Source organism: Thiohalorhabdus sp. (genome assembly GCF_046545655.1).
GTDB lineage: Bacteria > Pseudomonadota > Gammaproteobacteria > Thiohalorhabdales > Thiohalorhabdaceae > Thiohalorhabdus.
Window position 1 is genome coordinate 1 of the sequence record NZ_JBKGZG010000023.1, and the last position, 25,340, is coordinate 25,340.

Sequence of the window (25,340 nt, forward strand, 5' to 3'; positions counted from 1 at the left end):
GATCTGCTCGGGCGTGGGGGCGTCCAGGTGGAGCTCCAGGCCGAGGACGGTGGTGTGGTAGTCCATGTCAGCGGCCCTCCATGGCGGTCTCGGGGTCGTCCTGAAAGACCGCGTCCACGTTCTTGGGGATCACATCGAACTCCAGAACCCAGACCCATGGATTGGCATCCCAGCCGAAGCCACGGGGGCCATTGATGGAATCCCAGAGCCCCTGAAAGCCGTAATGGTGGGCCCGATCTGGGAACCAGCCCCAACCGGAAAAGATGTCAGGGACCTCAAACGCCTCCCCGAAGTGGGCCAAGGGCGCCCCTTCAGCCTTCGCGTCTTCCTCGCTGATGGCCTGCACCCGCTCCACCCGCACGTCGGTGAGGCGCAGGGTTAGGCGGGAGGCCCAGCGGGGCATGTGGATGGATGGAATCCACCGCTCTGGGTCCCCTTTTGGATGGTTCGCCACAAACCGGCCTTCCTGATACCAGGCCCCCTCGCGGTAGATCACCAGATTCCGGTCCCGCCGCCACCCGCAGTCAGGCCCGTTCATGCCGTCGTACCCAGCCAGACACTTCTTCGGGGAGTGCCACGCCTCCCGCACCCATAGCAGGTCGCCAGGTTTGCCGTATGGGCATCCTGCTTTGATTCGCTCCCATCCATCCGGGTGGTAGTCACCACCCACATGGAGATATTGCTTACCCCGACGATAGCCCCATGCCCCAAAAAACGGTTTTTTGTCTAGCCACTCCAGTTGCGGCTTCACCACCCGCCGCGTCTGCGTCTTCCGGCCCTTCAGCAGCGCCCGGACCATGGCGTCCTGGAAAATGATCGGTGTCACGTTCATCAGGTCGCCTCCTCCACGCGCATCTTCCCCGGGTAGAGCCGGCTGTACTCCACCGCCTCCGTCCTGGAGGGGAAGACGGCAGCTTCGTCCTTGCTGTCTACCATCGGGCGCGCACGGCGGAGGCCGAGGCCGACCCGGCCGAGGTAGCGCCCCTCCTCGTCGCGGACGTGGTAGCCCTTTCGCTCGCTCATGCGGCCCTCCCTTGGTTGGCGGCCTTGGCCCGCCGCCTCCTAGACATTCGCTCCTCGTTGAAGCAGGCCCGGCACCAGGTATGCACACCGCCGGACTTCCTCGATGGGTAAAAGAACTCCGTGTCTGCGGGCCACAAGTCGCCGCAGCGGGCGCAGTAGCGCTCCAGTCCGATGGCGGTCAGGCGCCAGTTGTTGGAGCGGGGGTTGCGGTAGGCCTGGATGCACTGGATCGGGCAGTATCTTCCCTCGGTGGACGCGGGCAGCTCGGTCACTTTGCGCGCTCCTCTTGTTGCAGGTATTGGCCCAGCCGTTGCCAGGTCGTGGCGGAGGCGGTGCGGCCGCCCTGGGCGCGGGTCTCCGCGTGCCGCAGGGCGCGTCCCACCTCCTGGCGGGGAACGCCGGCGGCATCGGCCACGGCGCTTTGGCTCAGCCCCCGGTCCGCCATGTGGCGGTCCAGGCGTCCGGCCAGGGCCAGGCGCGGGTCCTCCGGCGCCGCCTGTTGCGGCTGGGTGTTGCGGGGTGTTTCGGGGTGTTGCCGCCGGCGGTACGCGGCGGACAGGTGGGTGACGCTGGTAATGGTGCCCATCTGGAACAGCAGGAGCGCCCCCAGCTGCAGGAGCGTCACCAGCTCCAGGGCGACGGGGCCGGAGGACTGCATGGCGGCCTGGCGGGCCACCAGGTCGCGCTCGCGGTCGCGGAGCTCCGCCAGGGTCTCGGACGCCCGCTCCTGCACGTCCCGCCAGCCGACGCGCTCCTCGCTGCGCTCCCGGTAGCCGGCCAGGGTCTGGCGCTGGGTCTGGATCTCGTCGCGGAGGCTGTCCAGCTTGGCGGACACCGCCGCCCGCTCCGCCGCGGCGGCGTCCCGGGCCTGAAACAGGGGGGCCGCCGTGTGGTGCAGGGGGCCGGCCAGGACGATCACCGACGCGGCCGCGCCGAAGACCCGCCCCCACCCCGGCCGGAACCAGAACCAGACGGCCACCACCTCCAGCACCAGGGAGATGGCCACCCCGCTCCAGCCCACCTGGTCCAGCCACCAGAGGACGGAGTGGTACTGCAGGGTGGCCACGCAGCCCAGGAGGGTGAGGAGGGCGAGGGGGGTCATGCCGATCCCTTGCCCGCCAGGCACCCACAAGGGGCCGTCCCCGGCGCCGTGCTCAGTTCAACCTCCCCGGTATCGCCGCACTCCCCGCACTCCGGGGCCTCGGCCTCGCGCTTCATACGGTCCGCCAGCCCTTCGGCCAGCTCCGCTCGTTCCTGCCAGTCCCGCAAGAGGCCGGCGCCGTCCGTCCCCTCCCGGACGGCCGCCCGCAGCTTGGTGACGTGCTCCCGCAGGAAACTCTCCATGGCCCGGTAGTTGTGCCTGGCGATCTTCATTCGGGCTCCCTCTCGTCGCAGTGGTGCAGCTCGTCCGGCCAGAAAGCGGCGTCGCGCACGGCGCAGTGGCCCAGGCCCTGGGGCGGGTTGATGGAATCCGGGATGCGGTGGGCGCAGCCCCGGCAGCGGACGCGGTCCCGGGCGATGGATGGGGCCTGGTCCCGGCGCCGCTCCTCCGGCGGGGTGCCCGCGCTGTGGCCGGTGGTCTCGTCGTGGACGTATTCCACCCGCAGGTCCGGGTGGAGGTGCTCGCGCAGGAAATCCACCAGGTCGGCGGCGGCCGGCATGGCCTCGCGGTTGCGGTCGCGGGCGGCGGTCATAGGGAGACCTCCTCGCTGGGGTCCTCGGAGCGGGGCAGGTGCAGCCCGTACTCCTCGAGGGCGGGCAGGGACAGGCCGAGCATGTGGCCGTGGCGGGTGCTGCCGATGGTGATGTCCACCCGCTCCTCGTGGACCACGCCGGCCTGCTTCAGCTGGCTCTTCAGTACCCGGTCGCTCTTGACCGGCAGGGCGTTGAAGGTGTCGCGGAGGTGGTTGTTGTGCTTGAGGTGGTGCATGACGTGGGCGGGGCGCAGGACCAGGCAGTCCACCCCGTCCCGCCGGCGCACCGCGTAGGGGTGGCGGTACTGGCCGGCGGCGATCTCGCCGAACAGCGTCTCCAGGATCCAGACCCAGGGCTCGCGGTCGGCGCTCGTCTCGGCGATGTGGGCATTCATCTCCGCCACCAGCGCGGCCGGGAAGTCGCCCTGGCGGAGGTCGATGTCGGCGAAATCCGCCAGCAGGCCCCAGGCCGTGAGCACGGAGGCGTAGTTCTCCACCATCCGCTGCGCGCCGGCGTCCGTGCCGCTCGCCCGGCAGTGCTTGCGGCAGTAGGCCAGGGCGCGGTTGTAGACGCCCTTGACCTGGTCGCGGCTGTGCTCGGCCAGGAACGAGAGCCAGTCCCGCACGGGGAAGCGGGGCAGGCCGTCCGGCAGGTGGGGGCCCTGGTCGGCGGCCCGCAGCTGGACGCGGGTGAGCTTTCCGGTGAGGCTGCGCACGGGCACGTCCTCGCCGGCGAGCAGCACCGGGGCGCTGGTGACGTACTCGGTCATCTCCGAGCCGCGCCGCGTCACCGAATACTGGAAGCACTCCTGCAGCAGGCCCACGGCCTTGTCGATGACCTGCTGCCCGCGCGCGGAGAGCTCCTCCCAGCCCACCGGGTGGGACGTGCAGCTGGTGGAGGTGAGCAGGCGGAACTCCGTCTGCAGGGACTGGCCGCTGAACATCGTGAACGCGATGGTCCGCTCCAGGTGCTTGATCAGGGTGGACTTGCCCGCGCCCTTCTCGGCCTGCATCTCCATGTGCGGCCACTGCCCCAGGAAGGCCTTGAGGTGGCCGCCCAGGGCCCAGGCCAGAACCAGCAGCGCCTGGCCGGACCGGAAGGTCTCCTGGTAGGCCTCGATCACCCGCCGGGCGTCAGCCCGGGATCCGGCGGGGAAGGTCAGGTTGTGGTAGGGGCACTGCTTCTCGGGCTCGGTGAAGTAGGTGTCCGGCCCCTCGTTGACCACCGGCCGGCCCTCCTGCCAGGCCAGCCCCACGAAGTTCACCGCGTTGCGGGCGCCGATCTCGGCGCCGCGCTCCAGGGTGTAGATGAAGCGCTTGAACTGCACCGGGGCGAAGACGGGGCCTAGCTTCTGCCACTTGTCCGTGTTGTGGAGCTGGTCGTCGTCGAAGACCTTGCGCAGGAGCTGCTGGCGGTGGCGGGGGGTCTGCACGGAGACGGCGAACAGGTGGTGGGGCTGGGCGTCCTCCTCGCCGGTCATGGTGGCCGTGGCGGAGGCCACCGAGACCCGGCTGATGGCGGCCACGCGGAAGCCGCACAGGTCCGCCCACTTGTACTCGGGCTCGCCGTTTTCGTCCTGCTCCACCCGTTGGACGAAGCGGGTGAAGTCCTCCAGCGCCTGGTAGCGCCAGAACTGCTGGAAGTCGTGGTTGGGCAGCCAGATCCGGGGCCGGCCCTTGCCCGCGGCGTCCGTGCGCACCCCGGGGATGGCCCACCGGTCCAGGTCCTGGAGGCGGCGGTTCAGCTCCTGGGGGCCGAGCTCTTGGAGGATGTCGTTGACGTCCGTGAACTCCTCCTCCCAGGGCCCCTGGTCCACCAGGTGGGCGGCGACGTTGGCGGCGGTCAGGCGCTCGTGCAGGGACCAGGCCGCCTCCTGGCCGGCGCAGCGGCCGTAGTTGTCCGGGTCGTCGTGGTCCAGGCAGATCACCACCCGTTTCCCCTGGAGGAAGCGCAGGTCAATGTTCGGGGCGTTGCCGGCGCCGCGGATGGCCACCGCCGCCGTCCGGCGCAGGCCGGCCGTCTCCACGGACAGGGCGTTGACCGCGCTCTCCACCAGGTAGACCGTCTCCGCCTTCTGGAGGGCCTTGATGTCGGAGGTCCAGGGATAGCCCTTCTTCTCGCCCTGGGTCTGGGTCTTCACCCCGCCGTTTTGCTCGGGATCGAGGTAGCGCATGTCCACGGCCACCACGTGGCCGGGGTTGAAGGTGCGCACCACGGTGGCCAGGGCCTCGCCCCCGTAGCCGAACTCCCCGGGGGACACCTTGGGGCTGGTCCAGCTGTTCCAGCCGATGGCGCCTTTCTTCCAGGCCCGCTCCACCGCCTCCTCGGCGATGCCCCGGCCGGTCAGGTACTCCTTGGCCCGGTCCAGGGCGCCCTCGCCGAAGCACCGCTCCGCGATCCACTCGGCCCGGCTCTTCGGGCGGTTGTCCGGCTTCTGGCCGGCCGGCGGGTCGGCGGGGAGGGCGTACTCCTCCCGCAGCCACTTGATGGCCTCGCCGTTGTCCAGCCCCAGGACGAACTGCACCAGGTCGATGCAGTCCCCGCCCGTTTCGGCGCTGTGGTCCTTCCACTTCTGCTGGGTGCCGTCCTCGTAGATGGACAGCGAGGGATTCCGGTCCTCGTGGTGCGGGGAGCGGTAGTTGCCGCCCCGCTGCGGCCGCTCCAGGCCCAGGCGGCCGGCCAGGTCGTGGAGGTCCACGCGGGCCTTGATGTCCTCGATGGATGCCATCGGCGCCTCAGTCCCCGGCCTGGGTGTCTTCCAGGCACCCGATCAGGTAGTCATAGGCCAGGAGGTGCTCCTCGTATCCCCCCTCATGGGCGCGGACCCAGTCCTTGTAGAGCCGCGCTTTCACCTCCCGGTAGGTTTGCTCGGACAGTCCCGGCGCCCGGGTCTCCAGCGTCGCCACCACGAACTCCTCGGACTTCGCCGGCCCGCCTTGTGGCGCACAGGCCGCCGCTTGGGCGGGTTGCGGATCGGGCTCGCCGGCGTCGTGATCCACAACGGCCTCCGGCTCCGGCTCCGTCTCTGCCTCTGCCTCCGGATCGGGCTCCGGCTCCGGGGCCGTGGTGAAGGTGGGAATTTCCGTCTCCCCCTCGGGCTCCGGGGCGCGCTCCTTCTCCGGCTCCCCGGCGGCCAGGACGGGGTTGGCCTTCGGTCCCGGCGGCCGCCCGGGCCGGGAGAGGTTGGCCTCGCCCGAGGGCTCGCTCCCCAGGGCCTTGGCCACGTCCGCCAGGATCCGCTCCTTGGTCGTGTCCGCGTCGTACCAGCCCAGCTCCGTGTTGGCCGGGTCGCGGAGGTCCTCCGCCTCCGCCGTGGATCCGAGCCGGGTGGGGTTGTCCTCGATCTTGCCCAGCCAGATCAGCCAGATGCCGCCCTTGTACCGGGCCCTCCGGGCCAGATAGGCCGCCTTCTCGCTCCAGTTCATGCTTCCTCCCCGGCGCCGGCGGCGCGCGCCCCGCGGACACGGTCCGCCAGCCCCTGTTCCTGGTCCCAATCGCGGAGCAGGTGCGGGTAGAGATCCCCGCACCGCCCGCACACGCCCCTGCGGCGGGGCCCGGCTGCGCGGGCCTCGTAGCGGGGCCAGTTCGGGGGGAGCGCCCCGTGGCGCCCCCCGCAGCCCACGCAGACCCACACCGGCATCACGCGCTGCGCTCCGCCCGCGCCTTCGGCCGCCCGCGGCGCGTGGTCCGCTGCTGGCGGCGGGTGCGGTGGGAGGGGAGGGGCTCCACCAGGGCCGGCCCCCGCTGCACCAGGTCCCGGCCCGTGGCGCCGTGGTCCCGCAGGGGGTCCGGCTGGTGCCAGCCCTCCGCCTCCAGGCGGTCCCGCACCGCCTCCTGCGCGGGGAGGAGGCGCATCCGGGACTCGGCCTCCGCCGCCTCCAGGTACCGCGCCCGCATCCGCGGGCAGTCCGCCAGGAAGCGGCCAAAGGGGATGCCCAGGTACTCGGCGACCATGCGCCGCCGGTACTCCTCCGCCAGGTGCTCCAGCTGCTCGTCGGGGATGCGGATGGGGGTCACTGGGTCATCTCCTCTTGCCGGCCCTGGCTCGCCGCGGCCTTCTGGGCGTGGAGTCGGTCGTGCACGGCCACGTGCTTGGCCAGGGCCTCGGAGAGCTCGTGCGCCTGGTCGCGGGTGAGGTGGAGCAGGAAGTTGGGCCCCATGACGCTGATCTGGACCGCCTTCCCCCCGGCCTCCTCCGGGGTGGAGTAGACGCTGAGGTTGTAGTCCTGGAGGGGGTGGGCGGGGGCGGTGCTGATCGCGGTGCTGTAGCTCATCCTTCGGTCTCCTCGGTGTTGGCGGCCTCCGCCAGCCAGGCCTCGGTCTCGTCCACCAGCTCGGCGAGCGCCCGGGACAGCTCCCGGGCCTCCTGGAGGGTGATGTCCATGAAGAAGGGGGAGGCGTCCCGGGTGCTCAGCAGGACGGAGGCCTGTTCCGGGCTCGCCGGAAGGGCGGAAGCCAGGACGTAAAAACGCGACTCAACCCGGCCGGGGATGTCCCGGCTCTTTATAAAGTGCCGGGCAGGCATCAGCTCGCCTCCTCCATGGCCTGGGCCATGTCTTCCTTGTCCGGCTGGGTGTAGATCGCCGTGGACGTCAGGGCGGTGTGGCCCAGGGCCCGCTGGACGATCAGCAGGGGCTGCTCCGCCGTGGACTGCTTGATCAGCCGCTTCGCCAGGGTGTGGCGCAGCCAGTGGGGGGAGACGGCCTCCTGCAGCCCGGCCACCTCCCGCCAGTGCTTGAGGCGGTCCTGGTAGCTGCGCACGGACAGGCCCCGGCCCTTGCGGCTCATTACCAGGGCATCGTCCGGGCGCTCCGGGTGGCCCAGCTCCTTGCGGATGCGGAGCAGGTCCTGCAGCGCCTGGCGCGCTTTGCGGTTGGTGGCCACGCGGTAGTGGCGGCCACCCTTGCCGCGGACGTACAGCTCCCGCTCCCGCAGGGCGCGGCGGGCGTCGTCCACGGTGAGGCGGGCCAGGCCGCCCACGCGGATGCCGGTCTGGCGCAGGAGCCGGAGCCAGGCGTGGTCCCGCTGGGCGCGGAGGTCCTTGAACTGGCCCACGGTGTTGAGGAGCTGGCGCTCCTCGGCGGGGGTGAGGTAGCGGCGGAAGGTCTGACGGTCTTGCATGGCTCAGCCCTCCTCCGTCTTGGCCTGGATTTGGTCCGAGTCGCCTTCAACGGCCACCCGTTGAGCCATGGCCGCCACCTGAACGGCTTCTTCCCGGACGCGCTCAGAACCGGAGCCGTGCTCCAAAAGGGCCTCGGCAAGCTCGCCAACCTCTTCCACCAAGGCGGTAAATTGCCGCCCATTCCCAGGGAATTTGGTCCGAGCCTCCTTGATTTCGTCCTGCACAACCCCCACAAACAGGGCATCGTCCAAAGAACTAAACCGAAGGGTGGGCTTGATTTCCTGGGGCGCGCCGCCATTCAGCCAGGCCACACGCTCCGCAGCCTCCTCCTTGCTCTCGCAGTCCTTCTCCGGCTCCCATTCCCCGTCCGGCTTGAAATGTCCGGTGGTCCAGAGGCCCGGCTCGCTCTTCACATAGAAGTACATGCCACCTACCTCCTCTCGGCTTCGTGGCTGTGGTCCCCGGCGGCGCCGGCCGCCAGGACGAAAACCAGATAAAGGGCCCGGATCCGCCCGTCCGGCCCCAGGCGCACCGCCCGGGGGACGATGCGGATGCCCAGCAGGGCCTCCAGGCCCGCCATGCCCCCTGCTCCCAGGTCTACCCCCATCACCCGCACGTGGCCGTCCCGCCCGGCGAAGGCCAGGCGGCCGCGCACCACGGTGCGGTTGTCCTCCGTGTCCGCGACGAAGTGCAGGCAGGCGCCGGGGCCCACCACCAGCGGCTGTCCGGCATGGAGCCATTGCCCCATGCGGGGCTGTTCGGACGGGGCGGGGTGCAGCAGTTGGTAGATCTCAGCCATGGGTGCGTCCCCTTTTTGCGGGAGGTTTCCCCGGGGTATACCGCGCCGCGAGCTCCTCCCCGAAGAACTGGTGGAGCAGGCTCCCGGACACGGCAACCGCCTGGTCCTCCCCCACGTTGTCCTTGGCGCCGGTCACCCCGCGCCGCCGCAGGGCCTCCGGCGGGGCGGGGTGGCGTCGGTCACTCATCGACCAGGTCCTCCAGGCGGGCGAGGAACTCGAAGGCCGCGGCCGTGTCCTCGAACAGCTCCTTGCGCACGCGCTCCAGCTCCCGGCGCGTCACGGCGCCGTCGGCGAGGGCGTCGCGGATCGCCTCCGCGGTCTCCCCCAGCTCCTTGTGGTAGCCGGCGTAGAGGTCCAGCAGCTCGGCGTCGGAGACGCCCTCGAAGCTCGTCAGGGGGATGCAGGTGTGGTGCAGCAGCTGCGCCTCGGCGTGCAGGATCCGGAAGTCCTTGGCGGCGTGCTGCATGGCCACCGCCTCGCGGGTGGCGAGGTGGTGCGTCTCGTTCGAGGGGTTGACCTTGTTGGAGAGGGTGCCGGCGTGCATGCCGACCAAGGGGGCAAGGGCCCGGGCACCGCCCGGGTACTCGCGGACGACCCGGTACTGGGCCTCCTCGAGCGCGTCGTGGAAGTAGCGGCGGGTCATGTGACTGACCTCCCTGGCATCACGTTGCAATCAGGGAGGCGCTCGGCTAGGGTTCACCGTGTGAGTGAGGCTAAGGTGACCGAGCCGAGGGCCTCGGGCCCCGCCTATGGGTGTTGGCGCACCCGGCGGGGCCTTTTTTATTGTTCGGCGAGCTCCATCTGGCGGTCTTCCGCCTCCTCCCGCTCTATGCGCTCCAGCGGCAACCCGGTCTCTTCCGCGAGCTCTTTGACCATGCGATCCAGCTGGCGATATTCCCATCCTTCCTTGGCCGAACGCCGCTCCTTCACCAGCGCCCGCAGCTCCTTCCACTCCTTCAGTCGGATGTCACGCTCCTTGGCTTGCTGGGCCTGCTGCCGCACGGCTTGGCCAGTGAAGGTGCCCCGAGCCACCTCGTACTGGTGGAGCACGTCGGCCCATTCCTCGATCTTCTCTTCCAGGTAGTCGGCCCCGGCCTTGTTGCCGCCCGCGCGGATCTGGCTCGGACTTAGGCGAGCTAGAAAGATCTGCACCCGGTCCAGACGGATAGCTGTGTACGGTGTCCCCCCGTACAACGGTACGGTGACCGCGCCGTAAAGCTTGGCCGGGAATTCCTCATTGACCTTCTTACGTTGCCGCTCCCACCCCAGGCCGAATAAGTCCGTGATCGGCTTCAGCGGGACCACATCGTGGCCGTCCCCGGATTGCGTCACCGGCAGGGTTTCACCGGCGAAATTGAGATCAAGATGGGCGTGCACCTTTTCCATCACGCGGTCTCCTTCACTGGTTCCTCTTGCAGGCGCGCCCGCTCCCGTTCGCAGGCCTCCTCCAGGAGAAGCTGGGCCTTCTTGTTCGTGGAGCGCTGGTCCATGTCCGCCAGCTCCCGCAGCTCGTCCCGCAGGGATGCGGGAATGCGCAGCGTGATCTGAACGGCCGGCTCCTTGTTGGGGCGAGGGGAGTCCCTCATCGAATCCTCCTGGTGTCTTAAGGACGTTTCCCGACATCGTGTCATGACATAAAGTGGTGTCAAGACTATTTAACAGTGAGATGCCAAAATTCCGAGCATGGGTAGCCAGGACGAATACCGCAGGACAACCTTCCGTCTCCCTCCGGGAATGTACGAGGAAGTCCGTAAGGTTGCCCGGCAGGGAGACCGGTCCGCCAACGCCCAGATGATTAAGTTCATCCGGGAGGGCCTGGAGCGTCACTACGCCGGAGAATGGGGCGGCGCGCCCATGTCCGTGGGCGACCAGGTCGGCGCCTACGCCCGAAGCCTGTCCGGGGAGCCGGTACCGGCCGGGGGCGTGGAGCTGGAGTACATCCAGCGGGCGGTGGAGCTGGTGGAGGAGGCGGCCCGGTCCCTGCGGCTGGATCTGGAGCCGCGCGAGCTCGCGGAGTGGGTGGCCCTGCTCTACGGCATCAAGCGCATGGCCCCCACCTTCGAGTGGGAGACGCTCGGCGAGCAGGTGCGGCGGGAAATGCGGGAGTGGCAGGCCAAAGGGCGGCAGCAGGGAGGAGGGGAGGGCGGCCACGATGTCCCCGGCACGCCCGGGAACGGCACCTGGTAGCCGCCCCAACCCCGGTCAGAAGCCGATGCCCGCCCGCAGCCCGTACTCCGTCTCGGCGACGTCTTCCACGTAGTAGCTCCCCCCGGCCACGTTGGTGCTGTCCGTCTGGTCCAGGGAATAGAAGCGGACGTAGGGCGCTACCTCGAAAATCCCCTTGCGGAACTCCAGCGCGGCGCGGAACTGCCAGCCGCTGCTCCGGCTCACGGTCTCGTCCACGTCCACGCCCAGGACCTCCCCCTGCAGGCTCTCCTGACCCCAGAACAGGTAGCCGTACTCCAGCACCGTGCGCATGTGCCAGCCGCCGCGCGTGGTGTCGGTGGCGGTGAGGCCGATGGGGACGTAGGCGTTGGCGCTGGTGCGGTCGTGGCCGCCCGGCTCGGCGGTCAGGTGGCGGTAGCCCAGGCCGGTGTAGAGGGTGGTGCCGCCGAGGTCGGCGCCGATCAGCCCGCGGCCCTCGGCGACGGCGGTGGGGTCGGTGCTGCTGTCCCCCTCCAGGTCGTAGTCCACCGCGCCGGCCAGGGCGTGGCCCTCCACCGCGGCGAACAGGGCGCCGTCGTGCACCAGGCGGCCGCTGGCGCCGTAGAGCCAGCCGCTGGCGTCCAGGTCCAGGCCGAACACGGTGGTGTCGCCGCTGTACCGCGCGGCCTCGGCGGACAGGTGGCCGCCGGCGTGGGCGGGGGCGGCGGCGAGCAGGGCGGCGGCGAGCAGGGCGGTATAGAGAGCGCGCATAGGTCCTCCGGGATCAGGGGGTTGCGCTGTCCAGTGTAGCATTCCGGCCGTCCGGCTACGCGCCCCAGTTGACCGAGGCGTAGGCCGTGCCCTTCCACATCTCCACGTCGCCGTCGGCGGTCGAGTCGTCCAGGCTCTCGCTGGTCTGGAGCTGGGTCTCGTCGTCCCCGGAGTAGTAGCGCACGGCGGGAATCACCACGTCCCCGTCGGCCGTGCTGTCCTCCACGCTTTCCTCGGTATAGACCCGGGTGTTGCCGTTTCCGCCCTCGTCGTACTCCACCGAGGCCACGGTGTAGGTGCCGTCGTTGTCCGTGGAGCCCGCCACCTCGAAGGTCTCGCCGGCCTCGAAGTAGGCGGACTGATCCCCGCTCAGCTCGAAATAGTCGTCGGTGGTGCCTACCGCCTCGACGGCCCAGCTGCGGCTGGTGAGGGTGTAGGTGCCGTCGTTGCCCGTGGAGCCCGTGATCTCTACCTCGTCGTCCTCCTCGAACACGCCGGTCTGGTCGCCGCCCACCTTGAGGGTGTCGGCGCCGGTGTCCACGTCGGTGATGGGCCAGGCTTGCCGGCTCGCCACCACCCGCAGGCCCTCCGGAACCGGCAGAATGCGCTCCTGGCTCGGTTCCTCGAAGGTGCGTTTGGTCACGGTCTCGGTGCTGGTGGAGACTCGCCCGTAGTAATAGTCGTTCCAGTAATATCCGACGAGGAAGTTGTTGCCGTCGTGGGTGAGGTTGTCTGCCGTACCCAAGTTGTCTGTGAGCAGATAGGTTTCAACCACAGCGCCGGAAATCCCGTCGAATCTGTATATACGCGCCTCATCGTTTTCCAGGTCGCTATATGTGCCGTTACTCTCTATCATCCAAAGGTCACCGGTTACGACACAGATTCTGGATTCTCCAGCTTCAACCTCGAAATGGTCCAGCACCTCGCCGTCGCTCCACTGTATAACGTCGATGTATGTGGTGCCCGACGCATGGGCGACAGAAATAAAGCGGTCCTTTGAGCTCGGGTCGTCGCATATCCCAGTCAGGATATGGTCGTCAGGCTGGGTCCGCTGGTCTAGGATGGTGTCCGTGAGGCCGTCCATCCGGATCAGGTCGTAGTTGCCGTTAGCAATGATCAGATTGCCGTCGCCATCCAAATCGGCATCGCGCACATCGCTGTCCGGGGGCTTCCATTCGTAGCTGTCTATCACCGTGTCCGAGAAGCCATCCAGGATGTAGAGGGTTTCTTCTGACCCGTTGACAAGTATCAGCTCCCCGGTGCTTTCCCGCCACACAATTCCCTCGTAAGAGGTAGAGCTCCCCGAGGGAGTCTCAAAATCATCGGTCACGGGATCGCTCGGGACCTCCTGGGTCGCCTCGGCCTCCACGCGTCCCGCGGTCAGGTCGCCTGTCTCCGCTAGCACTCGGGCGGTGGCTCCGGCCGATACATTGGGCACCGTCCAGGTTTCGGGTTCGTCTAGGGTGCGGTTGGTGAAGCTGGCGCCCCCGCCCGCGCCTACGTCCGCCCAGTATCCCGACTCCAGGCGCAGCAGCTGGACCGTATCCTCGCTGGTACGCAGACGAAGGTCTGATCCGCTCTTGAGCCGGATGTTGCCCTCGTCGTGCTTGAGGAGGATCTCGTTGCCCCCTTCGGGACGCAGGTAGAGCGTGTCTCCCGACTCCCCCCCGTTGATCGTGTGCAGGTCGTCCTCGGAGGCCCCGCCCTCGGTGGCCACGGCGTGGACCGAGGCGTCCACCGTGATCTCGCCGTCTTCGATCGTCAGCGTGTCGCCCCGGTGCAGGCGGAGGCGGCCCAGGAACAGGTCCCCCCACTCCTCGTCGTCGGCGTCCCAGATCAGCTCCCGGTTCTCGGCGAGCACAAGCACTCGCGCCCCCGGGAACGGCGCGTGGAAGTACCAGGCGCCGTCGTACTGCGCCACCTCGTCGATGTGGCCGTTCCAGTCGCCCTCGGCGTGGCGGATCTCGCCGTCGGCGGTGTCGTCGTCCAGGCCCTCCTCCAGGGTCAGCTCGGTGCGGTCGTCGGTCTCGTCATAGCTGACGGTGTCCACCGTGTATTCGCCGTCATTGCCGGAGCTGTCCACCACCCGCAGGGTGTCGCCGGCTTCGAAGCGATCCGATTCGTCCCCATCCACGAACAGCAGGTCGTCGTCCGTGTCCACGTCCACGATCTCGAAGGCGCTGTAGCTGACGAGGTGGAGGTCGCCATCGCTGGGGTCGTCCGGCGGCGCGTCCCGGTCCCGGTCCTGCACCCCGGTGCTGGTCCATGCGTCCAGGGCCCGCAGGGCCTCGTTGTGCGTGATGTCCTTGCCCGATTGCCCCTGGGCGATCTCGGGGAGCTGGAGCCGTGGGGTCGTCATATCGTGATCGCTCCTTTAAAGCCCCGCGCCACCGTATCCGGCACCGCGTAGACCTCGACCGTGTACCCCCGCAGGGGCTCTATGGAGTAGCCGCTGGTGACGCCCTCCAGCAGGGCGGTGTCGGGGGCATCCGTGGCAGTTTGAGTGGTGGCCACCTCCTCCCCGTCGTCATCCAGCAGCCGAACCTCGTAGGTGCCTCCGTCGTCGTGGGTGACGTCCACATAGTCCCGCCACTCCCCATCGAGCCTGGCCCGCCGCACCCACGTCACCCGCAGGTCTCCCGCGCCCTCCATACGCGCCTCGATATGCGCCGGGGCGTAGGGCATGAGTGCCGCGCCGCCCCCGTCCACCGTGCGGTCCTCCGCGGCGTCCAGGCTGCCCCGGAACGACACCGCGCGCAGGGTCTGCTCGGCGTTGATCTGGTCGCGCTCTATGGCGTAGCGGCTCAGGGCGGAGGAGAGGCCGACGAACCGCTCCCGGTAGCTGTGTTCGTCGATGGCCCACTCGGTCCCGAAGCGGCCGCGCAGCAGGCGCCCTAGGGTGTAGCTGCCGTCACCGTGATCCGTCACATCGGCGTAGGCGATAATTTCGTCGCCGAGGAGCGCGTGGTTGGCACCGGCGAGCACGACGAGGTCCGCAGCCGATGTCGGGGCCGAGCCGGCTATTAGGTGGACGGTGACCGTGTTTCCGTCGTCCCACACCGTCGGCCGGGCCGATCCCAGCACGGTATCGGCGTTGCCTATGGCCGCGGCCTCGGTTACCGCCGATACGGTATCCCAGCCGCCGCTGGCGTTGCGGCGCAGGATATCGGCGCCGGACCAGCCGTCCAGGTAGCCGGCGGCGGCCACGTAATAGCCGGGCTCGTCGTCCCGGTCGCGCAGGGGCGGGATGTCCAAATAGCGCACGGCCGTCGGCCCCACCGCTCCGGTGCGCGTCTCCTCGCCGCGGCCAGCTTCGGCCGTGGCGTTGGTCTGGTAGGTAGCCGCGTCCTCGCGTACCCCGGAAAAGGCCATGCGCCGGGGCAGGGCCGCGTCGGCGGATAGGATCCGGCTGATGTAGGTGGCCTCCGGCGCCTCCAGGCGCACCACGTCGCCGGGGTCGAGGTGCGCCCAGCGCATCGAGGTTGCCCAGGAGTGTCGCTCCCTCCCCACCCACTCTGCGGCCAGCATTTGCTGCGCCAAACCCGCCGCTTCCTTGGCGGTCAGGGCAACCGGCAGGCTTTGCGTGCGTTCGGTGACTGCCTTGGTGGTGACGCGCGCGGCGTACTGCTCGCCCTGCTCGTAGCGCATGCCGGGGTCGGCGTACTGCACCCCGACCCGGCGGGGCAGCTCCAGCTCCTGCAGGCGGGTGGTGGCCACCGCCTCCTCGGCGCCGCCGCTCTCGCCGACGCCGAGGTCCTCGGCGGGGATCGTCGCCACCGGATCGCCGCCCCGCGGGACAAAACGCAGCACCCCGTCGCTCTCCACGGCGTCTATCGCGTAGGCGTCGAGGAGGGGGGCGAGGTCCTGCTTGGCTTCGACCGGGCGGGTGTGCGCGAAGCCGCGGAGGTCCGCGTCCACCTTGGAGGTGTCGTAGTCATCGGAGCTCAGGCCGGCGCGCTCGCATATCCCGGCCAGAGCGTCGGCCAGCGGGTAGTCGCTGGCCGTGAAGGCCCGGTAGATCAGGCCGTGCGAAACGGTGACCAGAACGTCCTCGCGGTACGCCCGCAGATCCCCTATAAAGTATTGGTTGTCGTTCCTGCCGAGCGTGCCTTCGCCTAGCTGGATAGACTCGCCGGCCGGCGTGAACTTCTCCTCGTCGAAGTCGAGCTCCCAGCGTTCGAGCTTCCCGCTCTCCCCCTGCCACACCCAGACGGCCTCCGCGTATACGTCCATGGGGCCTGTGTAGTCCCCCCAATCCCCGTCCACATCCAGCTTCGCGATCTCGTTCATCTGGTGGTCCCAGACGTAACAGGCCAGGCCGTAGTCCGGATCGTTGTCGTGCACGCCGATCACGCGCTCCTCAGCGGGGTCCCAGGCCGCGCCGCGCCAGAAGGGGCTTTCGCCTCCGGTGGTTTTCTCCAGATCCAAGTAGCCGCCGGGCCCGACAAGGCGGGGGGCCTTGCGCGCGTCTGAACGACTCGCCGCGTTGTCCTGCAAGAAGAAATACTGGCCACGTGGGGTGGCGAGGACGGCGGCGACTTGATCGAGGTGCTCGCCGTCCTTGTATACCCAGTCTGACTGCAACAGGGTCCCGTTGCTGCCGTGCAGGTAGCGATCCCCGGAAGAGTCCTCCCGCCAGTGAATCAGTCCGGGGTCCCGGCCGCCCCGGTACACCCGTGCGGCGGCCTTGCTCCCGCCGACCCTCTCCTCCTCCGGAACCTCGATGTCTAGGTATTCCTGCGCAACCACGTCGCCACTGTAGTCGCACCAGGCCCGCGCCCCCTCGACGTCCGTGTCGGTGCTGCCCTGATTGCCACTATTCTTTGTGAATCGGAACACCCCGTCCTCGTAAGGGCCTATCTGGTAGTCTCGCCCATCTCCTCCCGGGCCCTGGTCCAGGTCCTCCTTCGGCCACCCCCCGGTGATCACCCAGTCGTATTGCCCGTCCACGGCCACCTCGGCAGTGATCGACGGGATGCGGTTGCCGTAGGGCTCCAGGTCCAAATCCTCGAAGACGATATAGGCCAGGCCGCGATGCGCGGGCACCTCCCCGGCGCCTTCGTGGCCCTCTATTACAGGATCGGGCTCCTGGGACTCGGAGCCGAGGTAGAAGCTGGCGTCGCCGGGCGTGTTCCCGGCAATCCAGTCGAGGAGGATCTGGCGGGCGTTGGCCGAGTCCGTGGCGTCCCAGATGAGCGTGCTGTCGGCCCACACCCGGACGAACCCCGTGATGGGCCCCTCGCAGAAGGCGACCGCGAAGCTGGCGGTGTAGGAGTAGGTGGTGCGCGTCGGTCCGCTCCCCTTACCCACCGATTCCTCGGACTTGTGCTCCTTGATCCCGGCCGACCAGATGACGTTCCCGGACAGCCGCCAGTTGCCGAATACCACGGGGATCGGTGCGCCGTAGGCGGAGGACTGGACCTTTAGATCGTCCAACCTCGGCCCGTCCGGCACGTCCGGCGGGAACAGCTGCATCCCGGCGTAGCCGCCGATGGAGCCGCCGATGGCCGCCCCCACCGGCCCGCCGAAATAGCCGCCGATGGCCGTGCCGGCCATCTGCAGGCCGAGGCGCATGGTGCTGTCGCTCATGCGACCCCCTCCCAGCGATAGGCGCGCACCAGGCAGGCCTGCCACCGCTCGTCCAGGCGGTGCTCCACCACCCGGCCGATGCGGCTGTAGCTGTGCACCAGGTAGATCAGCCCCCGGCGCTCGGTGGCCACCGCGACGTGCTGGGGCAGGGCGTCGAAGCGGAACAGGAGCACCCCGCCCGGGGTGGGCTCGGGCGCGCGCTCCAGGCAGCGGTCGAGGATCCGCTCCAGGGTGCGGCCGTCGGGATAGCGGCTGTACGCCCGCCAGTCCTCGAACGCCAGGCCCAGGGCCCGGGCGGTCTCGATCACCACGCCCGCGCAGTCCAGGCCCCGGCCGGGCCGGCGCCCCTGGTGGCGGAACGGGGTGCCCACCATCCCCCGGGCGGTGGCCTGGACGTCGGCCGCGCTAACCACCGAGGCCCCCAATGCGGCTGATCTCCTGGCTGCCCGGGATGTAGGGCTCGCCGCGGAAATTGATCACGTTGTCGTACTGGTCCCGGCAGGTCTCCAGGCGCTTGTCGCAGCCGGGTGTCGCCTCGTAGGTGTCGCCGGTGGCGATGGGGTAGGGCATGGGCTCGAACAGGACGAACTGCTCTCCGTCGAAGCCCTTGATCTCCATCCGCAGGCCCTCGTTGTCCCCCGAGGTCCAGGTGACCACGCCATAGTCGAAGTACCCTTCCGACTCGCTGCGGCCGCTGTCGCTGAACGTCGCCTGATCCGTGACGGCCGTGGCCTCGCCGGTCACGCGCAGGGCGTCGAGGTCCACGCCGCAGCGGCTGTCCCCCAGGTCCGCCCGGCAGGCCGGGGTGTAGGTCTCGCCGATGGTCTGCTTCAGCGCCTGGGAGAGCCCCCGCACCTCCACGGTGGCCACCCCGTCCCGGGGCTGCACCTCGCCGAGCCAGCCGCGGCGCCAGATGATCCGCCCCTGGCTCTTGTCCTCGTAGTTGATGCTGAAGATCTCGATCTCGGCGTGGTCGTAGCGCCCGGCGGCGATCTCCGCCTCGGTGATCCCGGTGCCGCCGAGGAGGGCGTCCACCTCCAGCTCGTCCACGGCCAGGTCGGCGCCGGTTGCGATCGCCGAGGCGTCGAAGCCGCTGCTGGCCTCGTAGGTGGTGCCGTCGTAGTCGATGTCGCGGTCGTGGTCGGTGAAGCCCAGGACCGTGCCGTCCTGCAGCTCCAGCCGCCAGCAGGTGGCGAGGGTGGTGACCTCGCCGGCCAGGTGGTCTTTGAGCTCCGGGCTGATGTCCTTCACAGACGCAGCTCCACGATGGGCAGGCTCGGCAGGTCGTAGATGGCCACGTCCCGCTCGGCGTCCATGGCCAAGAAGGCGCTCCCCGGCCAGCGGTCGGTGTCGAACCGGGCCGGCTTGTCGAATTCCCCGCCCCACGCCAGGTCCTCGCCGGGCTGGACGTACTGCTCGGCGGTGCCGCCGCTCTCGTATTCGTCGTCGCTGGTGTCGCTGTCCACCGCCTCAAAGCTGTCGTCGGTGACGTTGGCGATCTCCCAGGCCTGGTCGTCCAGGCTGGTGCCGGTGCCGGTGATGTAGACGGTCTCGCCGTCGCTGTAGCCGTGGTCCTCGTCGGTGGTGACCACCGCCGGGGCGTCGAGGGTGACGTCGCTGATGTCAACGCTAGCGTCGGCCAGGAGCGTCACCTCGCCGGTGGTGTCGTCCAGCGTGTAGTCGCTGAAATCCTCGCCGTCGCGGGTCAGCTCGACCGTGCTCGCCACGGGCTTGCGGATGGGCTTGGTGTAGGTGTAGCCGCCATCCGTGTACCGCTTGACCAGCTGGTGGGGGCCCGGGGTGCCGTCAGGGTCCAGGGCCTCGTCGGAGGCCTGGAAGTCCAGCCAGTCCTTGAAGCGGAATCCCTGCGCCCGTCCGCGCCGGGCGTTGAAGAAGGCGAACAAGTATTCCAGCTTGGTCTTGTCGATGTTGCGCTCGCCCGCATCCCAGCGGCCGCGCTCCTCGCTCCAGTCTGCGTTGCGCTGCTCGTAGCCGGCCCGGGTCATGGCCACGCTGGTGGACCACTCGGGGCCGCCCGTCATGCCGTAGTCGTAGCCGAGGTCGAGCCGGCTCTCCGCAAAGCTATCCATCTACAGATTCCTTTTCTGTGCCCTGGAGATCTCCCGGGCGATGGCCTTGCCCTGCTGGCTGCCGCTGCGGCGGGCCTGCTCGTCGGTCTGCCCCTCGGGGGTGCGGACGTTGACGTTGATCGACTGCCCCCCGCCGTTGGCCCGGTGCCGGGGGTCCTCCCGGGTGAGGACCTCCTCGCCCTTGTGCAGCACCGCGGGCACCTCGTCGGGCTTCAGACCGGCGATGCCGCCGGTCTTGTACCTGGGCGCGCCGGCGAGCATGGCGGCGTGCATGGGCCGGTCGGTGAGCCCGGGGCCGGCGATGCCGCCGGTGTGGGCCTCCCCGCCACTGAACCAGCCGCTTGCCCAGTCCCACGCCTCCCCTATCCACCCCTCGCCTTCCTGCCCCTCGCCGGTCAGCGACTCCATGAGATCAGCCGCCGCGGCCTCGGAGACCATCTGCCGGATCATGGCCACCCATCCATCCAGGATTTCGTCGTATTTGCCCTTCATGCTCTGAGCGAGCGTGTCCGCCAGCTCGGACTCGATGTTCCGCCGGGCCTGGACGGCGTACTGGCTCATGCCGCCGAAGGCGTCCTCGGCGTCCTCCTCCATGTCGCCGGCCGCCTCGCCGACCTCGCCCATCTCCTCCTGGAGCTGCATGAGGCGGGCCATACCAAAGTCAGTGCTTATATCCCCGCGCTCCATAGCGGCCCGCACCTGGGCCATCTCCCGCTTGATGGACCGCAGGGGATCCACCTGGTCCTTGATCTCCTCGGCGACCTGCTCCCAGGCGGTGGCCTGCTCCTCGGCGTCGCGCAGGGCGGCCTCGGTGGCGCTGTCCAGGGCGGACTCGAACTCCTCGGCGCTGGCCCCGGCTGCGTGGATCCGCTCCGCCTCCTCGTCTTTGGCGTCGGCGTCCTCCCGCGAGGCGTCGGCGCCCTCCTTGGTGGCCTCGTTCGCCGCCCGGGTGCCCTCGTCGTAGCGGTCGACGTTGCCCCGCAGGCGCTCGATGTCGCCGTCCAGGCGCTCCAGCTCGCTGCGGTACTGCTTGGCGTTGGCCGCAGCCTGCCCGGCGACGGCGCCGCTCTCCTCCTGGGCGGTCTCCTCGTTGACGCGGATCTTGCGCTGGAGCTCCTCGCGCTCCGCCAGCATGTCGTTGAGCTTCTGCTGCAGCTGGAGGCGGGCGGGGGTGCCGCCGTCTCCCTGCTCGATCTCCATGAGCATGGGCAGGAGCTCGCGGCCGATGTAGTTGCCCAGGCGGCCGTACCCCTCCACCACCGTCCCGGTCCACTCGGCGATCTTCTGCGTGACCGTGAGCACGCCGCCCAGCGAGGCGGCGATAGCCTCGATCTGCTCATCTTCGCCGGCCAGGTCGCGCAGCCCCTCGGAGAAGTCGCGCACCGCCGGCGCCATCTCCTCGCCCACCTGCTCGTAGACGACGCCCAGGGTGGACTGCAGGAGGTCCAGCTCGCCCCGGAGGGTCCCAATGGCCTGCTCGAACTCCTCCTGCAGCGCCGTGCCTTCCTCGGCGCCCTGGTTGGCGCGGCCCAGGTGCTCGGCCAAGTCGTCCGCGTTCTGGACCAGCGGGCCGATGGTCTTGGCCACCTCCTCGCCCTGGAGCCCGAACTCCTCGAGCACCACGGAGGCGTCCCGGCCGTCGTCGCGGATGCCCTGGAGCACCTGCTGGAACAGCTCCATGGGGTTCTCGTCCAGCTGCTTCTGGATGTCCTCCGCGGACTGGCCGGTGAGCTGGGTGAGCTGCTCCAGCTCCTCGCCGCCTTCGCGCACCACATCGGCGATGGTGCGCATGGTGCGGCCCACGGCGGTGCCGCCGGTTTCCGCCCGGACCCCCATCTCCGCCATGGCCGCGCCCAGGCCGGCGGCCTCCTCGCTGGACACCTCGAAATCTGCCGTGGCCCGCGCCACTTCGTTGGCGGCGTTGGCGATCTCGCTCTCGCTGGCCGCGGCGTTGTTGCCCAGCTCCACGAAGGCCGAGGCCAGAGGCTTGACCCGCTCCGGCCCCTCGCCGGTGATGTTGAGGATGCGGGCGAGGGTGGTGGCGGCCTCCTCGCCCTGGAGGTCCGTGGCGCGGCCCATCTGCGCCACCACCTCCGTGAACCCCAGGATGTTGTCCTTGCCGTCCACGCCCAGGCGCCCGGCGGCGCCGGCGATGTCCAGCAGCTCGTCGGTGGCCACAGGCACCTCGGTGGCCATCTCCTGGACGTCCCCCTTGAGGGACTGGATCTCGTCGCTGGTGAGAGTGGAGACCTTCTGCACTTCCACCAGCCCCTGCTCCAGGCTGGCGTACTCGTCCACGGCGCGCTGGATGGCCCGCCCGGCGCCGATGGCGGCCAGGCCGGCCGCGGCGCTCGCGGCCAGGGTGCGGATGGTGCGGAGGTGCTCGCCGGTGCGGGAGAGGTTGTTGTTCAGGCCACCCACGCCGCCGGCGGCCTGCTGGCTGGTCTCGCCGACCCCGCCAACCTCGCCGCGCAGCTGGCGGAGCTCGCGCACCGCGTCCTGGATGTCGGCGCGGACGGCGAGTGCGAGCTCCAGGTTCTCCTCGGCCATCTATCGCTCCCGCAGCTGGCGGATCAGGTCGGGCAGGTCCTCGGCGGTGTGGGCGGCGGCCACGGCGTCGATCAGGTCCGCCTTGCGCGCGCGCTCCAGGTGCAGCGCCTCGTCGTAGTAGAGGCGGATCTGCGCCCAGGTGTAGCGCTCGGCGATTTCGTGCGGCGCCCCGTGGCCGTGCGCGGTCAGGAGGTGGAGGAGCTTGGCGTATCCGACCCGGCGCCCGTCGCCGCCGTCCGTCCCAGCACCAGCCGCCTGAGCAAAAAAGGGGCGTTGGCCCGCCAGGCCGTCAGGACCAGGGCCTCGCCGTCCTCCAGGGGCAGGCCCTCCACCCACGCCGCGTCCCGGCCCGTGGCGGCCGCCGCCAGGGCCGTCCAGGCATCGGGGCTGCGCTCCAGCAGCTCCAGGATCCGGCCGGCGGTGATGGCCTCCGGGTCGCCGGCGGCCTCCTCGAGGACGCCCTGCATGTCGTCGAGGATGGGACGTAGGACGGGCAGCAGATCCAGGCCTTCCCGGAAGCGCAAGGCCCGGACGGTCACCTCCTCGCCGGCGACGGTGAGGGTGCGGTCGGGGAACAGCGTCCCCAGCTCCTCGGTGGCCCCGGCCTGCTCGCCGGGGCGCTCCTCGTTGGGCTCCGCCATGCGCTGCCCCCCTTAGACGGACCGGCCGTCGATGTAGGCGGCCGCTCCGGTGTCCGGTACCAGCAGCGCCGCGTTGAAGGTCATGGCCTGCCAGGTGTCCCGGCTCTTCCAGGCCAGGTCGCCGTCGGGAAGCAGCCGCGTGCGCGGGGCGTAGAGGTCGCGGTTGGGGCCGGCGGTGTTGGCCGCGATGTAGCGCAAAGCCCCGTCCTGGGCACCCAGGTTGTTGGAGGTGATGCGGTCCCAGGTGGCCTCCACGGTGTCGTAGTCGATTTCCAGGGTGGTGTCATCGTCGATCGAGCCGTCGGGCATCGGGCGGATGCGGCCGAGGTCGGCGTCCAGCTCGTAATCCTCGCCCTCGGTGTAGCTGGTGTCCTCGCTGTCGGTGACGGTGACGTTCTCGACGCCCCGGACTCCGGTGGGGTTGTCGTCGTCCTGCCCAAGCTGGTACCAGCGGTCCGTTTTGACCGTGTGATCCTCGCCGGTTACGGAGTCGGAGCCCTGATCCTGCTCGGCCACGTCGCCGATGAGGAACAAGGCCAGGTTCTCCAAGGAGATGTTGCGGCACTCGATGCTCGCCTCGCGGGTGACCTGGGTGGCGACGTACTCGGCGCGCTCGGCGATGGGGTCGTCGCTGGTCCACAGCTCCTGGTTTGTGGCGCTGACGTTGAGGCTGAAGCCCGGGGTATCGCCCAGGTACCGCTCGCCGGTACGGTTGCCGTCCTCGTCGAAGGGGTCGAAATAGACCTCGCCGGCGCCGAGGACGAATTTTCTTGTTTCGTTCTTGGGCATGGCTGCGCTCCCTGCTCAGGCCGTTTAGCCGTCGGCCTTGGTGGTCTTGCCCCCTTCGGGCTTGTTCTTCAGCTTGCCTTGCTTGTACAGGCGCTCCGCCTGATCCTCCCGGAGGGCCAGCTCGGCGCCCGGCTGGTGCCAGAGCCCACGGTGCTTGTGGGGTTTGGCGAGGGTCACGGTGATCTTCTTCGGGCTCTTTTCGCTCATCGCTCAGCTCCGGTAGGTGATGAGGGTTTCCAGTTCGCCCTCGGGCAGGGTCAGGTCGATGGGGCCCACGTCCAGCTCCGCCGCGATCCAGCCGTAGGGATGCTCCAGCTGGCCGGACTGCTGCCAGGCCTGGATCCCCACGTAGGTGCCGTACACACCCCGCGCGAAGGAGCGCATCTCCTCGCTCAGGGTGTCCTCCAGCTCCTCCACCGCCGACGGGGCATCGCTCTCGGCCACCAGGCACTGGCCCACCAGGGCGATTTTCAGGTGGTCGCTGTATTCCTCCACCTGCTCCTGGCCGCGGCCCAGGAAGGCGAACACCCCGGCCCGGAGATCCGCCTCATCGCGCTGGGCGAAGGGCTGAAAATCCCGCGTGACGATCCGCGACGGCGCCGCCTCGGCCAGGGCGTCGCGGAGGCCAGTTCGGACGGCGCCGAGCTTGCTCATAGGGCGAACCCTGCCTCTTTCAGCCCGTCGTAGGCGCTGCGCCGCAGAATCTGCTCCACGCGGTCCCGCTTGGCCTCGTAGGTCGGGGCCATGTAGGGCTGCGGCGGGATGCCGCGCTGGTGGATGGCTCGGGCGATGACGTAGGCCAGGTCCTCGTCGTCCATGGACGGATCGTCGGGGGTGACGCCCCGGGTCCGGATCCACTCCACCAGATCCTGCTGCGGCGGCCAGCTCCCCGGCCCAATGCCTTCCTCTACGTAGCGGGCGTAGGCCACGCCCGGCACCACCATGCCCGCCAAGGGGAGGGGCTTGATGGCCCGGATCGAGTTGGTGAGTGTGCTGGTCGCCTTCGGCGCGCGCCGGCGGGCCTCCCGCGCGAGCTCCTGCAGCGATCGGCTCACCCCGCGCCGGAGATTGCGATCCATGGTCCGGGGCGCCCGGCGCAGGCCCGCGAGCATGGCGGCGTCCCGCACCTCGATGCGCAGGCTCATGCCGCCCCCCGCTCGAAGGCGTCCATGAGCTGGGCGTGCAGGGAGGCGGGCACGCCGTTCTTCGGCGCGCCGCCCTGTCCATCACGCAGCTGCACGGGCTTGGCGATGTTGCGCGCCGCAAGCTCTTTCATGGCCTCGGCCTGGGCGCGCAGCAGGAGCAGCCCCCGGTGGGCGGGCTGCACCGTGGTGTCCGCCTCCGCGTCGCCCACCTGGTGGACGGCGCGGTAGGTATAGGGCAGGGCGGCGCCGAGGGCGGTGATCTGGTCGGCCGTGGGCGGCGGGATGAGCACCAGGACCCGCCCCTCGGCGGCGTCGCCCTCGGCCGTGAGGCGGGGCAGGCGGCCGGGCCAGCCCCGGTCCCAGGGATTGCGCCGGCGGATCGCCGCCGCGCCCCAGCGGTGCGAGACGGGGCGGATCAGATCCGACGGCGCGTCGTAGACAGCCACGTCCGCCTCCAGGGCGAGCTCGGAGGAAAGGATGCGCGGCACCTTGCGCCCCAGGTCCAGCGCGGCCAGGGCCAAGTGGCGCTGGAAGTCGCTGTCGTCATCGGCGAACACGCTCCCCGCGTCGTGCAGTGAGGCCTTCAGGTCCGCCACCAGGCTGGCCTCATCCATACCGGCCATCGCCGTCTCGCTCCCGCCGGTGGACGTTGATCTCCACCTCCCAGCCCAGCTTGCGCAGCACCATCTGCGCGCCGATGCTGGAGCCTGCGAGGGAGGCGGAGCCGATGAGCCCCGCCACCATGGAGTGCCCGATCAGATCGCCCCAGGTGTAGGGCTCCACCCCCACCATCCAGCCGTAGGCCAGCACCAGGACGCCGAGCACGGCGCCCACCACCAAATAGGCGAGGGCGGTCAGCAGGCGCAGCCGGCCGTCGCGGAGGACCTGGTACCCCGCGGCCGCGGCGCCGCCCATGCCGCCGGAGATGGCGGCGATCAAGTACATGAGCAGGGTGATGGTCTCCAGCGGATCGCGCACCG

Annotated in this window: 34 protein-coding genes; 1 reads left to right on the plus strand and 33 read right to left on the minus strand. The window is 69.7% G+C overall.

The window, feature by feature from the left end; all coding sequences use genetic code 11:
- Positions 1-67 precede the first annotated feature (67 nt).
- The 19 genes from ACLFRB_RS06650 to ACLFRB_RS06740 all read right to left on the minus strand — a co-directional run bounded on the left by ACLFRB_RS06650 (position 68) and on the right by ACLFRB_RS06740 (position 10,226).
- A complete protein-coding gene (locus ACLFRB_RS06650) occupies positions 68-832 on the minus strand; it encodes a hypothetical protein (protein ID WP_411068227.1) in 765 nt (254 codons plus the stop codon).
- Complete coding sequence (locus ACLFRB_RS06655) at positions 832-1,023, minus strand: hypothetical protein (RefSeq protein WP_411068228.1); 192 nt, start codon at positions 1,021-1,023, stop codon at positions 832-834. Before ACLFRB_RS06655 ends, ACLFRB_RS06650 begins: the two co-directional genes overlap by 1 nt.
- Positions 1,020-1,295: a hypothetical protein gene (locus ACLFRB_RS06660; RefSeq protein ID WP_411068229.1), complete on the minus strand. Its 276-nt coding sequence runs from the start codon at positions 1,293-1,295 to the stop codon at positions 1,020-1,022. The genes ACLFRB_RS06655 and ACLFRB_RS06660 overlap by 4 nt, the downstream gene beginning before the upstream one ends.
- Positions 1,292-2,125: a helix-turn-helix domain-containing protein gene (locus ACLFRB_RS06665; protein ID WP_411068230.1), complete on the minus strand. Its 834-nt coding sequence runs from the start codon at positions 2,123-2,125 to the stop codon at positions 1,292-1,294. The genes ACLFRB_RS06660 and ACLFRB_RS06665 overlap by 4 nt, the downstream gene beginning before the upstream one ends.
- On the minus strand, positions 2,122-2,397 hold the full coding sequence (locus tag ACLFRB_RS06670; RefSeq protein ID WP_411068231.1) for a hypothetical protein: 276 nt from the start codon (positions 2,395-2,397) through the stop codon (positions 2,122-2,124). Before ACLFRB_RS06670 ends, ACLFRB_RS06665 begins: the two co-directional genes overlap by 4 nt.
- Positions 2,394-2,717 carry a hypothetical protein gene (locus ACLFRB_RS06675; RefSeq protein WP_411068232.1) on the minus strand — a complete coding sequence of 108 codons (324 nt, stop codon included), beginning with the start codon at positions 2,715-2,717 and terminating at the stop codon, positions 2,394-2,396. Before ACLFRB_RS06675 ends, ACLFRB_RS06670 begins: the two co-directional genes overlap by 4 nt.
- Entirely contained in the window at positions 2,714-5,446 is a 2,733-nt protein-coding gene (locus ACLFRB_RS06680; protein WP_411068233.1) for a toprim domain-containing protein, read from the minus strand. The genes ACLFRB_RS06675 and ACLFRB_RS06680 overlap by 4 nt, the downstream gene beginning before the upstream one ends.
- A 7-nt stretch (positions 5,447-5,453) precedes the next feature.
- A complete protein-coding gene (locus ACLFRB_RS06685) occupies positions 5,454-6,143 on the minus strand; it encodes a hypothetical protein (RefSeq protein WP_411068234.1) in 690 nt (229 codons plus the stop codon).
- Complete coding sequence (locus ACLFRB_RS06690) at positions 6,140-6,358, minus strand: hypothetical protein (RefSeq protein ID WP_411068235.1); 219 nt, start codon at positions 6,356-6,358, stop codon at positions 6,140-6,142. The genes ACLFRB_RS06685 and ACLFRB_RS06690 overlap by 4 nt, the downstream gene beginning before the upstream one ends.
- Positions 6,358-6,735 carry a hypothetical protein gene (locus ACLFRB_RS06695; protein WP_411068236.1) on the minus strand — a complete coding sequence of 126 codons (378 nt, stop codon included), beginning with the start codon at positions 6,733-6,735 and terminating at the stop codon, positions 6,358-6,360. Before ACLFRB_RS06695 ends, ACLFRB_RS06690 begins: the two co-directional genes overlap by 1 nt.
- Positions 6,732-6,992, minus strand: a complete 261-nt coding sequence (locus ACLFRB_RS06700) for a hypothetical protein (protein ID WP_411068237.1) — start codon at positions 6,990-6,992, stop codon at positions 6,732-6,734. Before ACLFRB_RS06700 ends, ACLFRB_RS06695 begins: the two co-directional genes overlap by 4 nt.
- Positions 6,989-7,243: a hypothetical protein gene (locus tag ACLFRB_RS06705; protein ID WP_411068238.1), complete on the minus strand. Its 255-nt coding sequence runs from the start codon at positions 7,241-7,243 to the stop codon at positions 6,989-6,991. The genes ACLFRB_RS06700 and ACLFRB_RS06705 overlap by 4 nt, the downstream gene beginning before the upstream one ends.
- Positions 7,243-7,839, minus strand: coding sequence for a tyrosine recombinase XerC (xerC, locus tag ACLFRB_RS06710; RefSeq protein ID WP_411068239.1), 597 nt, complete (start codon positions 7,837-7,839; stop codon positions 7,243-7,245). Before xerC ends, ACLFRB_RS06705 begins: the two co-directional genes overlap by 1 nt.
- 3 nt (positions 7,840-7,842) lie before the next feature.
- Positions 7,843-8,265, minus strand: a complete 423-nt coding sequence (locus ACLFRB_RS06715; protein WP_411068240.1) for a hypothetical protein — start codon at positions 8,263-8,265, stop codon at positions 7,843-7,845.
- 5 nt (positions 8,266-8,270) lie between these two features.
- Positions 8,271-8,639 (minus strand): hypothetical protein, encoded by a 369-nt coding sequence (locus ACLFRB_RS06720; RefSeq protein WP_411068241.1) that lies wholly within the window; start codon positions 8,637-8,639, stop codon positions 8,271-8,273.
- Complete coding sequence (locus ACLFRB_RS06725) at positions 8,632-8,826, minus strand: hypothetical protein (protein WP_411068242.1); 195 nt, start codon at positions 8,824-8,826, stop codon at positions 8,632-8,634. Before ACLFRB_RS06725 ends, ACLFRB_RS06720 begins: the two co-directional genes overlap by 8 nt.
- A complete protein-coding gene (locus tag ACLFRB_RS06730; RefSeq protein ID WP_411068243.1) occupies positions 8,819-9,283 on the minus strand; it encodes a phage regulatory CII family protein in 465 nt (154 codons plus the stop codon). The genes ACLFRB_RS06725 and ACLFRB_RS06730 overlap by 8 nt, the downstream gene beginning before the upstream one ends.
- Positions 9,284-9,420: 137 nt before the next feature.
- Entirely contained in the window at positions 9,421-10,026 is a 606-nt protein-coding gene (locus ACLFRB_RS06735) for a phage antirepressor N-terminal domain-containing protein (protein ID WP_411068244.1), read from the minus strand.
- A complete protein-coding gene (locus tag ACLFRB_RS06740) occupies positions 10,026-10,226 on the minus strand; it encodes a hypothetical protein (protein ID WP_411068245.1) in 201 nt (66 codons plus the stop codon). Before ACLFRB_RS06740 ends, ACLFRB_RS06735 begins: the two co-directional genes overlap by 1 nt.
- Before the next feature lie 97 nt (positions 10,227-10,323).
- On the opposite strand from ACLFRB_RS06740, the gene ACLFRB_RS06745 reads away from it, so the two are divergent.
- The gene (locus ACLFRB_RS06745) at positions 10,324-10,827 is read left to right on the plus strand and encodes an Arc family DNA-binding protein (protein WP_411068246.1); all 504 of its coding nucleotides are present in this window, start codon (positions 10,324-10,326) and stop codon (positions 10,825-10,827) included.
- 15 nt (positions 10,828-10,842) lie between these two features.
- Here the strand turns inward: ACLFRB_RS06745 and ACLFRB_RS06750 are convergent, their stop codons facing one another.
- The 14 genes from ACLFRB_RS06750 to ACLFRB_RS06815 form a co-directional block, all read right to left on the minus strand.
- Positions 10,843-11,556 (minus strand): hypothetical protein, encoded by a 714-nt coding sequence (locus ACLFRB_RS06750; protein WP_411068247.1) that lies wholly within the window; start codon positions 11,554-11,556, stop codon positions 10,843-10,845.
- A gap of 55 nt (positions 11,557-11,611) precedes the next feature.
- A complete protein-coding gene (locus ACLFRB_RS06755) occupies positions 11,612-13,915 on the minus strand; it encodes a DUF2793 domain-containing protein (protein WP_411068248.1) in 2,304 nt (767 codons plus the stop codon).
- On the minus strand, positions 13,912-17,145 hold the full coding sequence (locus ACLFRB_RS06760; RefSeq protein WP_411068249.1) for a phage tail protein: 3,234 nt from the start codon (positions 17,143-17,145) through the stop codon (positions 13,912-13,914). The genes ACLFRB_RS06755 and ACLFRB_RS06760 overlap by 4 nt, the downstream gene beginning before the upstream one ends.
- Positions 17,142-17,558: a peptidase P60 gene (locus ACLFRB_RS06765; RefSeq protein WP_411068250.1), complete on the minus strand. Its 417-nt coding sequence runs from the start codon at positions 17,556-17,558 to the stop codon at positions 17,142-17,144. The genes ACLFRB_RS06760 and ACLFRB_RS06765 overlap by 4 nt, the downstream gene beginning before the upstream one ends.
- Positions 17,551-18,396 carry a DUF2163 domain-containing protein gene (locus ACLFRB_RS06770; protein WP_411068251.1) on the minus strand — a complete coding sequence of 282 codons (846 nt, stop codon included), beginning with the start codon at positions 18,394-18,396 and terminating at the stop codon, positions 17,551-17,553. The genes ACLFRB_RS06765 and ACLFRB_RS06770 overlap by 8 nt, the downstream gene beginning before the upstream one ends.
- Positions 18,393-19,235 (minus strand): DUF2460 domain-containing protein, encoded by an 843-nt coding sequence (locus ACLFRB_RS06775; RefSeq protein WP_411068252.1) that lies wholly within the window; start codon positions 19,233-19,235, stop codon positions 18,393-18,395. Before ACLFRB_RS06775 ends, ACLFRB_RS06770 begins: the two co-directional genes overlap by 4 nt.
- Positions 19,236-21,785 (minus strand): phage tail tape measure protein, encoded by a 2,550-nt coding sequence (locus ACLFRB_RS06780; RefSeq protein ID WP_411068253.1) that lies wholly within the window; start codon positions 21,783-21,785, stop codon positions 19,236-19,238.
- 185 nt (positions 21,786-21,970) lie between these two features.
- Positions 21,971-22,426, minus strand: coding sequence for a DUF6631 family protein (locus ACLFRB_RS06785; RefSeq protein WP_411068254.1), 456 nt, complete (start codon positions 22,424-22,426; stop codon positions 21,971-21,973).
- 12 nt (positions 22,427-22,438) lie between these two features.
- On the minus strand, positions 22,439-23,215 hold the full coding sequence (locus ACLFRB_RS06790) for a hypothetical protein (protein WP_411068255.1): 777 nt from the start codon (positions 23,213-23,215) through the stop codon (positions 22,439-22,441).
- 24 nt (positions 23,216-23,239) lie between these two features.
- Positions 23,240-23,422: a hypothetical protein gene (locus ACLFRB_RS06795; RefSeq protein ID WP_411068256.1), complete on the minus strand. Its 183-nt coding sequence runs from the start codon at positions 23,420-23,422 to the stop codon at positions 23,240-23,242.
- 3 nt (positions 23,423-23,425) lie between these two features.
- Positions 23,426-23,869 (minus strand): hypothetical protein, encoded by a 444-nt coding sequence (locus tag ACLFRB_RS06800; RefSeq protein WP_411068257.1) that lies wholly within the window; start codon positions 23,867-23,869, stop codon positions 23,426-23,428.
- Positions 23,866-24,360 (minus strand): HK97 gp10 family phage protein, encoded by a 495-nt coding sequence (locus ACLFRB_RS06805; protein ID WP_411068258.1) that lies wholly within the window; start codon positions 24,358-24,360, stop codon positions 23,866-23,868. The genes ACLFRB_RS06800 and ACLFRB_RS06805 overlap by 4 nt, the downstream gene beginning before the upstream one ends.
- Positions 24,357-24,983: a hypothetical protein gene (locus ACLFRB_RS06810; RefSeq protein WP_411068259.1), complete on the minus strand. Its 627-nt coding sequence runs from the start codon at positions 24,981-24,983 to the stop codon at positions 24,357-24,359. The genes ACLFRB_RS06805 and ACLFRB_RS06810 overlap by 4 nt, the downstream gene beginning before the upstream one ends.
- Positions 24,967-25,338 carry a hypothetical protein gene (locus ACLFRB_RS06815; protein WP_411068260.1) on the minus strand — a complete coding sequence of 124 codons (372 nt, stop codon included), beginning with the start codon at positions 25,336-25,338 and terminating at the stop codon, positions 24,967-24,969. Before ACLFRB_RS06815 ends, ACLFRB_RS06810 begins: the two co-directional genes overlap by 17 nt.
- Positions 25,339-25,340 lie beyond the last annotated feature (2 nt).

Bases quoted from the DNA above. Each gene is read 5' to 3' on its own strand.
- ACLFRB_RS06650 (WP_411068227.1), bottom strand. From the start codon at position 832: ATGAACGTGACACCGATCATTTTCCAGGACGCCATGGTCCGGGCGCTG.
- ACLFRB_RS06655 (WP_411068228.1), bottom strand. From the start codon at position 1,023: ATGAGCGAGCGAAAGGGCTACCACGTCCGCGACGAGGAGGGGCGCTAC.
- ACLFRB_RS06665 (WP_411068230.1), bottom strand. From the start codon at position 2,125: ATGACCCCCCTCGCCCTCCTCACCCTCCTGGGCTGCGTGGCCACCCTG.
- ACLFRB_RS06670 (WP_411068231.1), bottom strand. From the start codon at position 2,397: ATGAAGATCGCCAGGCACAACTACCGGGCCATGGAGAGTTTCCTGCGG.
- ACLFRB_RS06675 (WP_411068232.1), bottom strand. From the start codon at position 2,717: ATGACCGCCGCCCGCGACCGCAACCGCGAGGCCATGCCGGCCGCCGCC.
- ACLFRB_RS06680 (WP_411068233.1), bottom strand. From the start codon at position 5,446: ATGGCATCCATCGAGGACATCAAGGCCCGCGTGGACCTCCACGACCTG.
- ACLFRB_RS06685 (WP_411068234.1), bottom strand. From the start codon at position 6,143: ATGAACTGGAGCGAGAAGGCGGCCTATCTGGCCCGGAGGGCCCGGTAC.
- ACLFRB_RS06690 (WP_411068235.1), bottom strand. From the start codon at position 6,358: ATGCCGGTGTGGGTCTGCGTGGGCTGCGGGGGGCGCCACGGGGCGCTC.
- ACLFRB_RS06700 (WP_411068237.1), bottom strand. From the start codon at position 6,992: ATGAGCTACAGCACCGCGATCAGCACCGCCCCCGCCCACCCCCTCCAG.
- ACLFRB_RS06705 (WP_411068238.1), bottom strand. From the start codon at position 7,243: ATGCCTGCCCGGCACTTTATAAAGAGCCGGGACATCCCCGGCCGGGTT.
- xerC (WP_411068239.1), bottom strand. From the start codon at position 7,839: ATGCAAGACCGTCAGACCTTCCGCCGCTACCTCACCCCCGCCGAGGAG.
- ACLFRB_RS06715 (WP_411068240.1), bottom strand. From the start codon at position 8,265: ATGTACTTCTATGTGAAGAGCGAGCCGGGCCTCTGGACCACCGGACAT.
- ACLFRB_RS06720 (WP_411068241.1), bottom strand. From the start codon at position 8,639: ATGGCTGAGATCTACCAACTGCTGCACCCCGCCCCGTCCGAACAGCCC.
- ACLFRB_RS06725 (WP_411068242.1), bottom strand. From the start codon at position 8,826: ATGAGTGACCGACGCCACCCCGCCCCGCCGGAGGCCCTGCGGCGGCGC.
- ACLFRB_RS06730 (WP_411068243.1), bottom strand. From the start codon at position 9,283: ATGACCCGCCGCTACTTCCACGACGCGCTCGAGGAGGCCCAGTACCGG.
- ACLFRB_RS06735 (WP_411068244.1), bottom strand. From the start codon at position 10,026: ATGGAAAAGGTGCACGCCCATCTTGATCTCAATTTCGCCGGTGAAACC.
- ACLFRB_RS06740 (WP_411068245.1), bottom strand. From the start codon at position 10,226: ATGAGGGACTCCCCTCGCCCCAACAAGGAGCCGGCCGTTCAGATCACG.
- ACLFRB_RS06745 (WP_411068246.1), top strand. From the start codon at position 10,324: ATGGGTAGCCAGGACGAATACCGCAGGACAACCTTCCGTCTCCCTCCG.
- ACLFRB_RS06750 (WP_411068247.1), bottom strand. From the start codon at position 11,556: ATGCGCGCTCTCTATACCGCCCTGCTCGCCGCCGCCCTGCTCGCCGCC.
- ACLFRB_RS06755 (WP_411068248.1), bottom strand. From the start codon at position 13,915: ATGACGACCCCACGGCTCCAGCTCCCCGAGATCGCCCAGGGGCAATCG.
- ACLFRB_RS06760 (WP_411068249.1), bottom strand. From the start codon at position 17,145: ATGAGCGACAGCACCATGCGCCTCGGCCTGCAGATGGCCGGCACGGCC.
- ACLFRB_RS06775 (WP_411068252.1), bottom strand. From the start codon at position 19,235: ATGGATAGCTTTGCGGAGAGCCGGCTCGACCTCGGCTACGACTACGGC.
- ACLFRB_RS06780 (WP_411068253.1), bottom strand. From the start codon at position 21,785: ATGGCCGAGGAGAACCTGGAGCTCGCACTCGCCGTCCGCGCCGACATC.
- ACLFRB_RS06785 (WP_411068254.1), bottom strand. From the start codon at position 22,426: ATGGCGGAGCCCAACGAGGAGCGCCCCGGCGAGCAGGCCGGGGCCACC.
- ACLFRB_RS06790 (WP_411068255.1), bottom strand. From the start codon at position 23,215: ATGCCCAAGAACGAAACAAGAAAATTCGTCCTCGGCGCCGGCGAGGTC.
- ACLFRB_RS06795 (WP_411068256.1), bottom strand. From the start codon at position 23,422: ATGAGCGAAAAGAGCCCGAAGAAGATCACCGTGACCCTCGCCAAACCC.
- ACLFRB_RS06800 (WP_411068257.1), bottom strand. From the start codon at position 23,869: ATGAGCAAGCTCGGCGCCGTCCGAACTGGCCTCCGCGACGCCCTGGCC.
- ACLFRB_RS06805 (WP_411068258.1), bottom strand. From the start codon at position 24,360: ATGAGCCTGCGCATCGAGGTGCGGGACGCCGCCATGCTCGCGGGCCTG.
- ACLFRB_RS06810 (WP_411068259.1), bottom strand. From the start codon at position 24,983: ATGGCCGGTATGGATGAGGCCAGCCTGGTGGCGGACCTGAAGGCCTCA.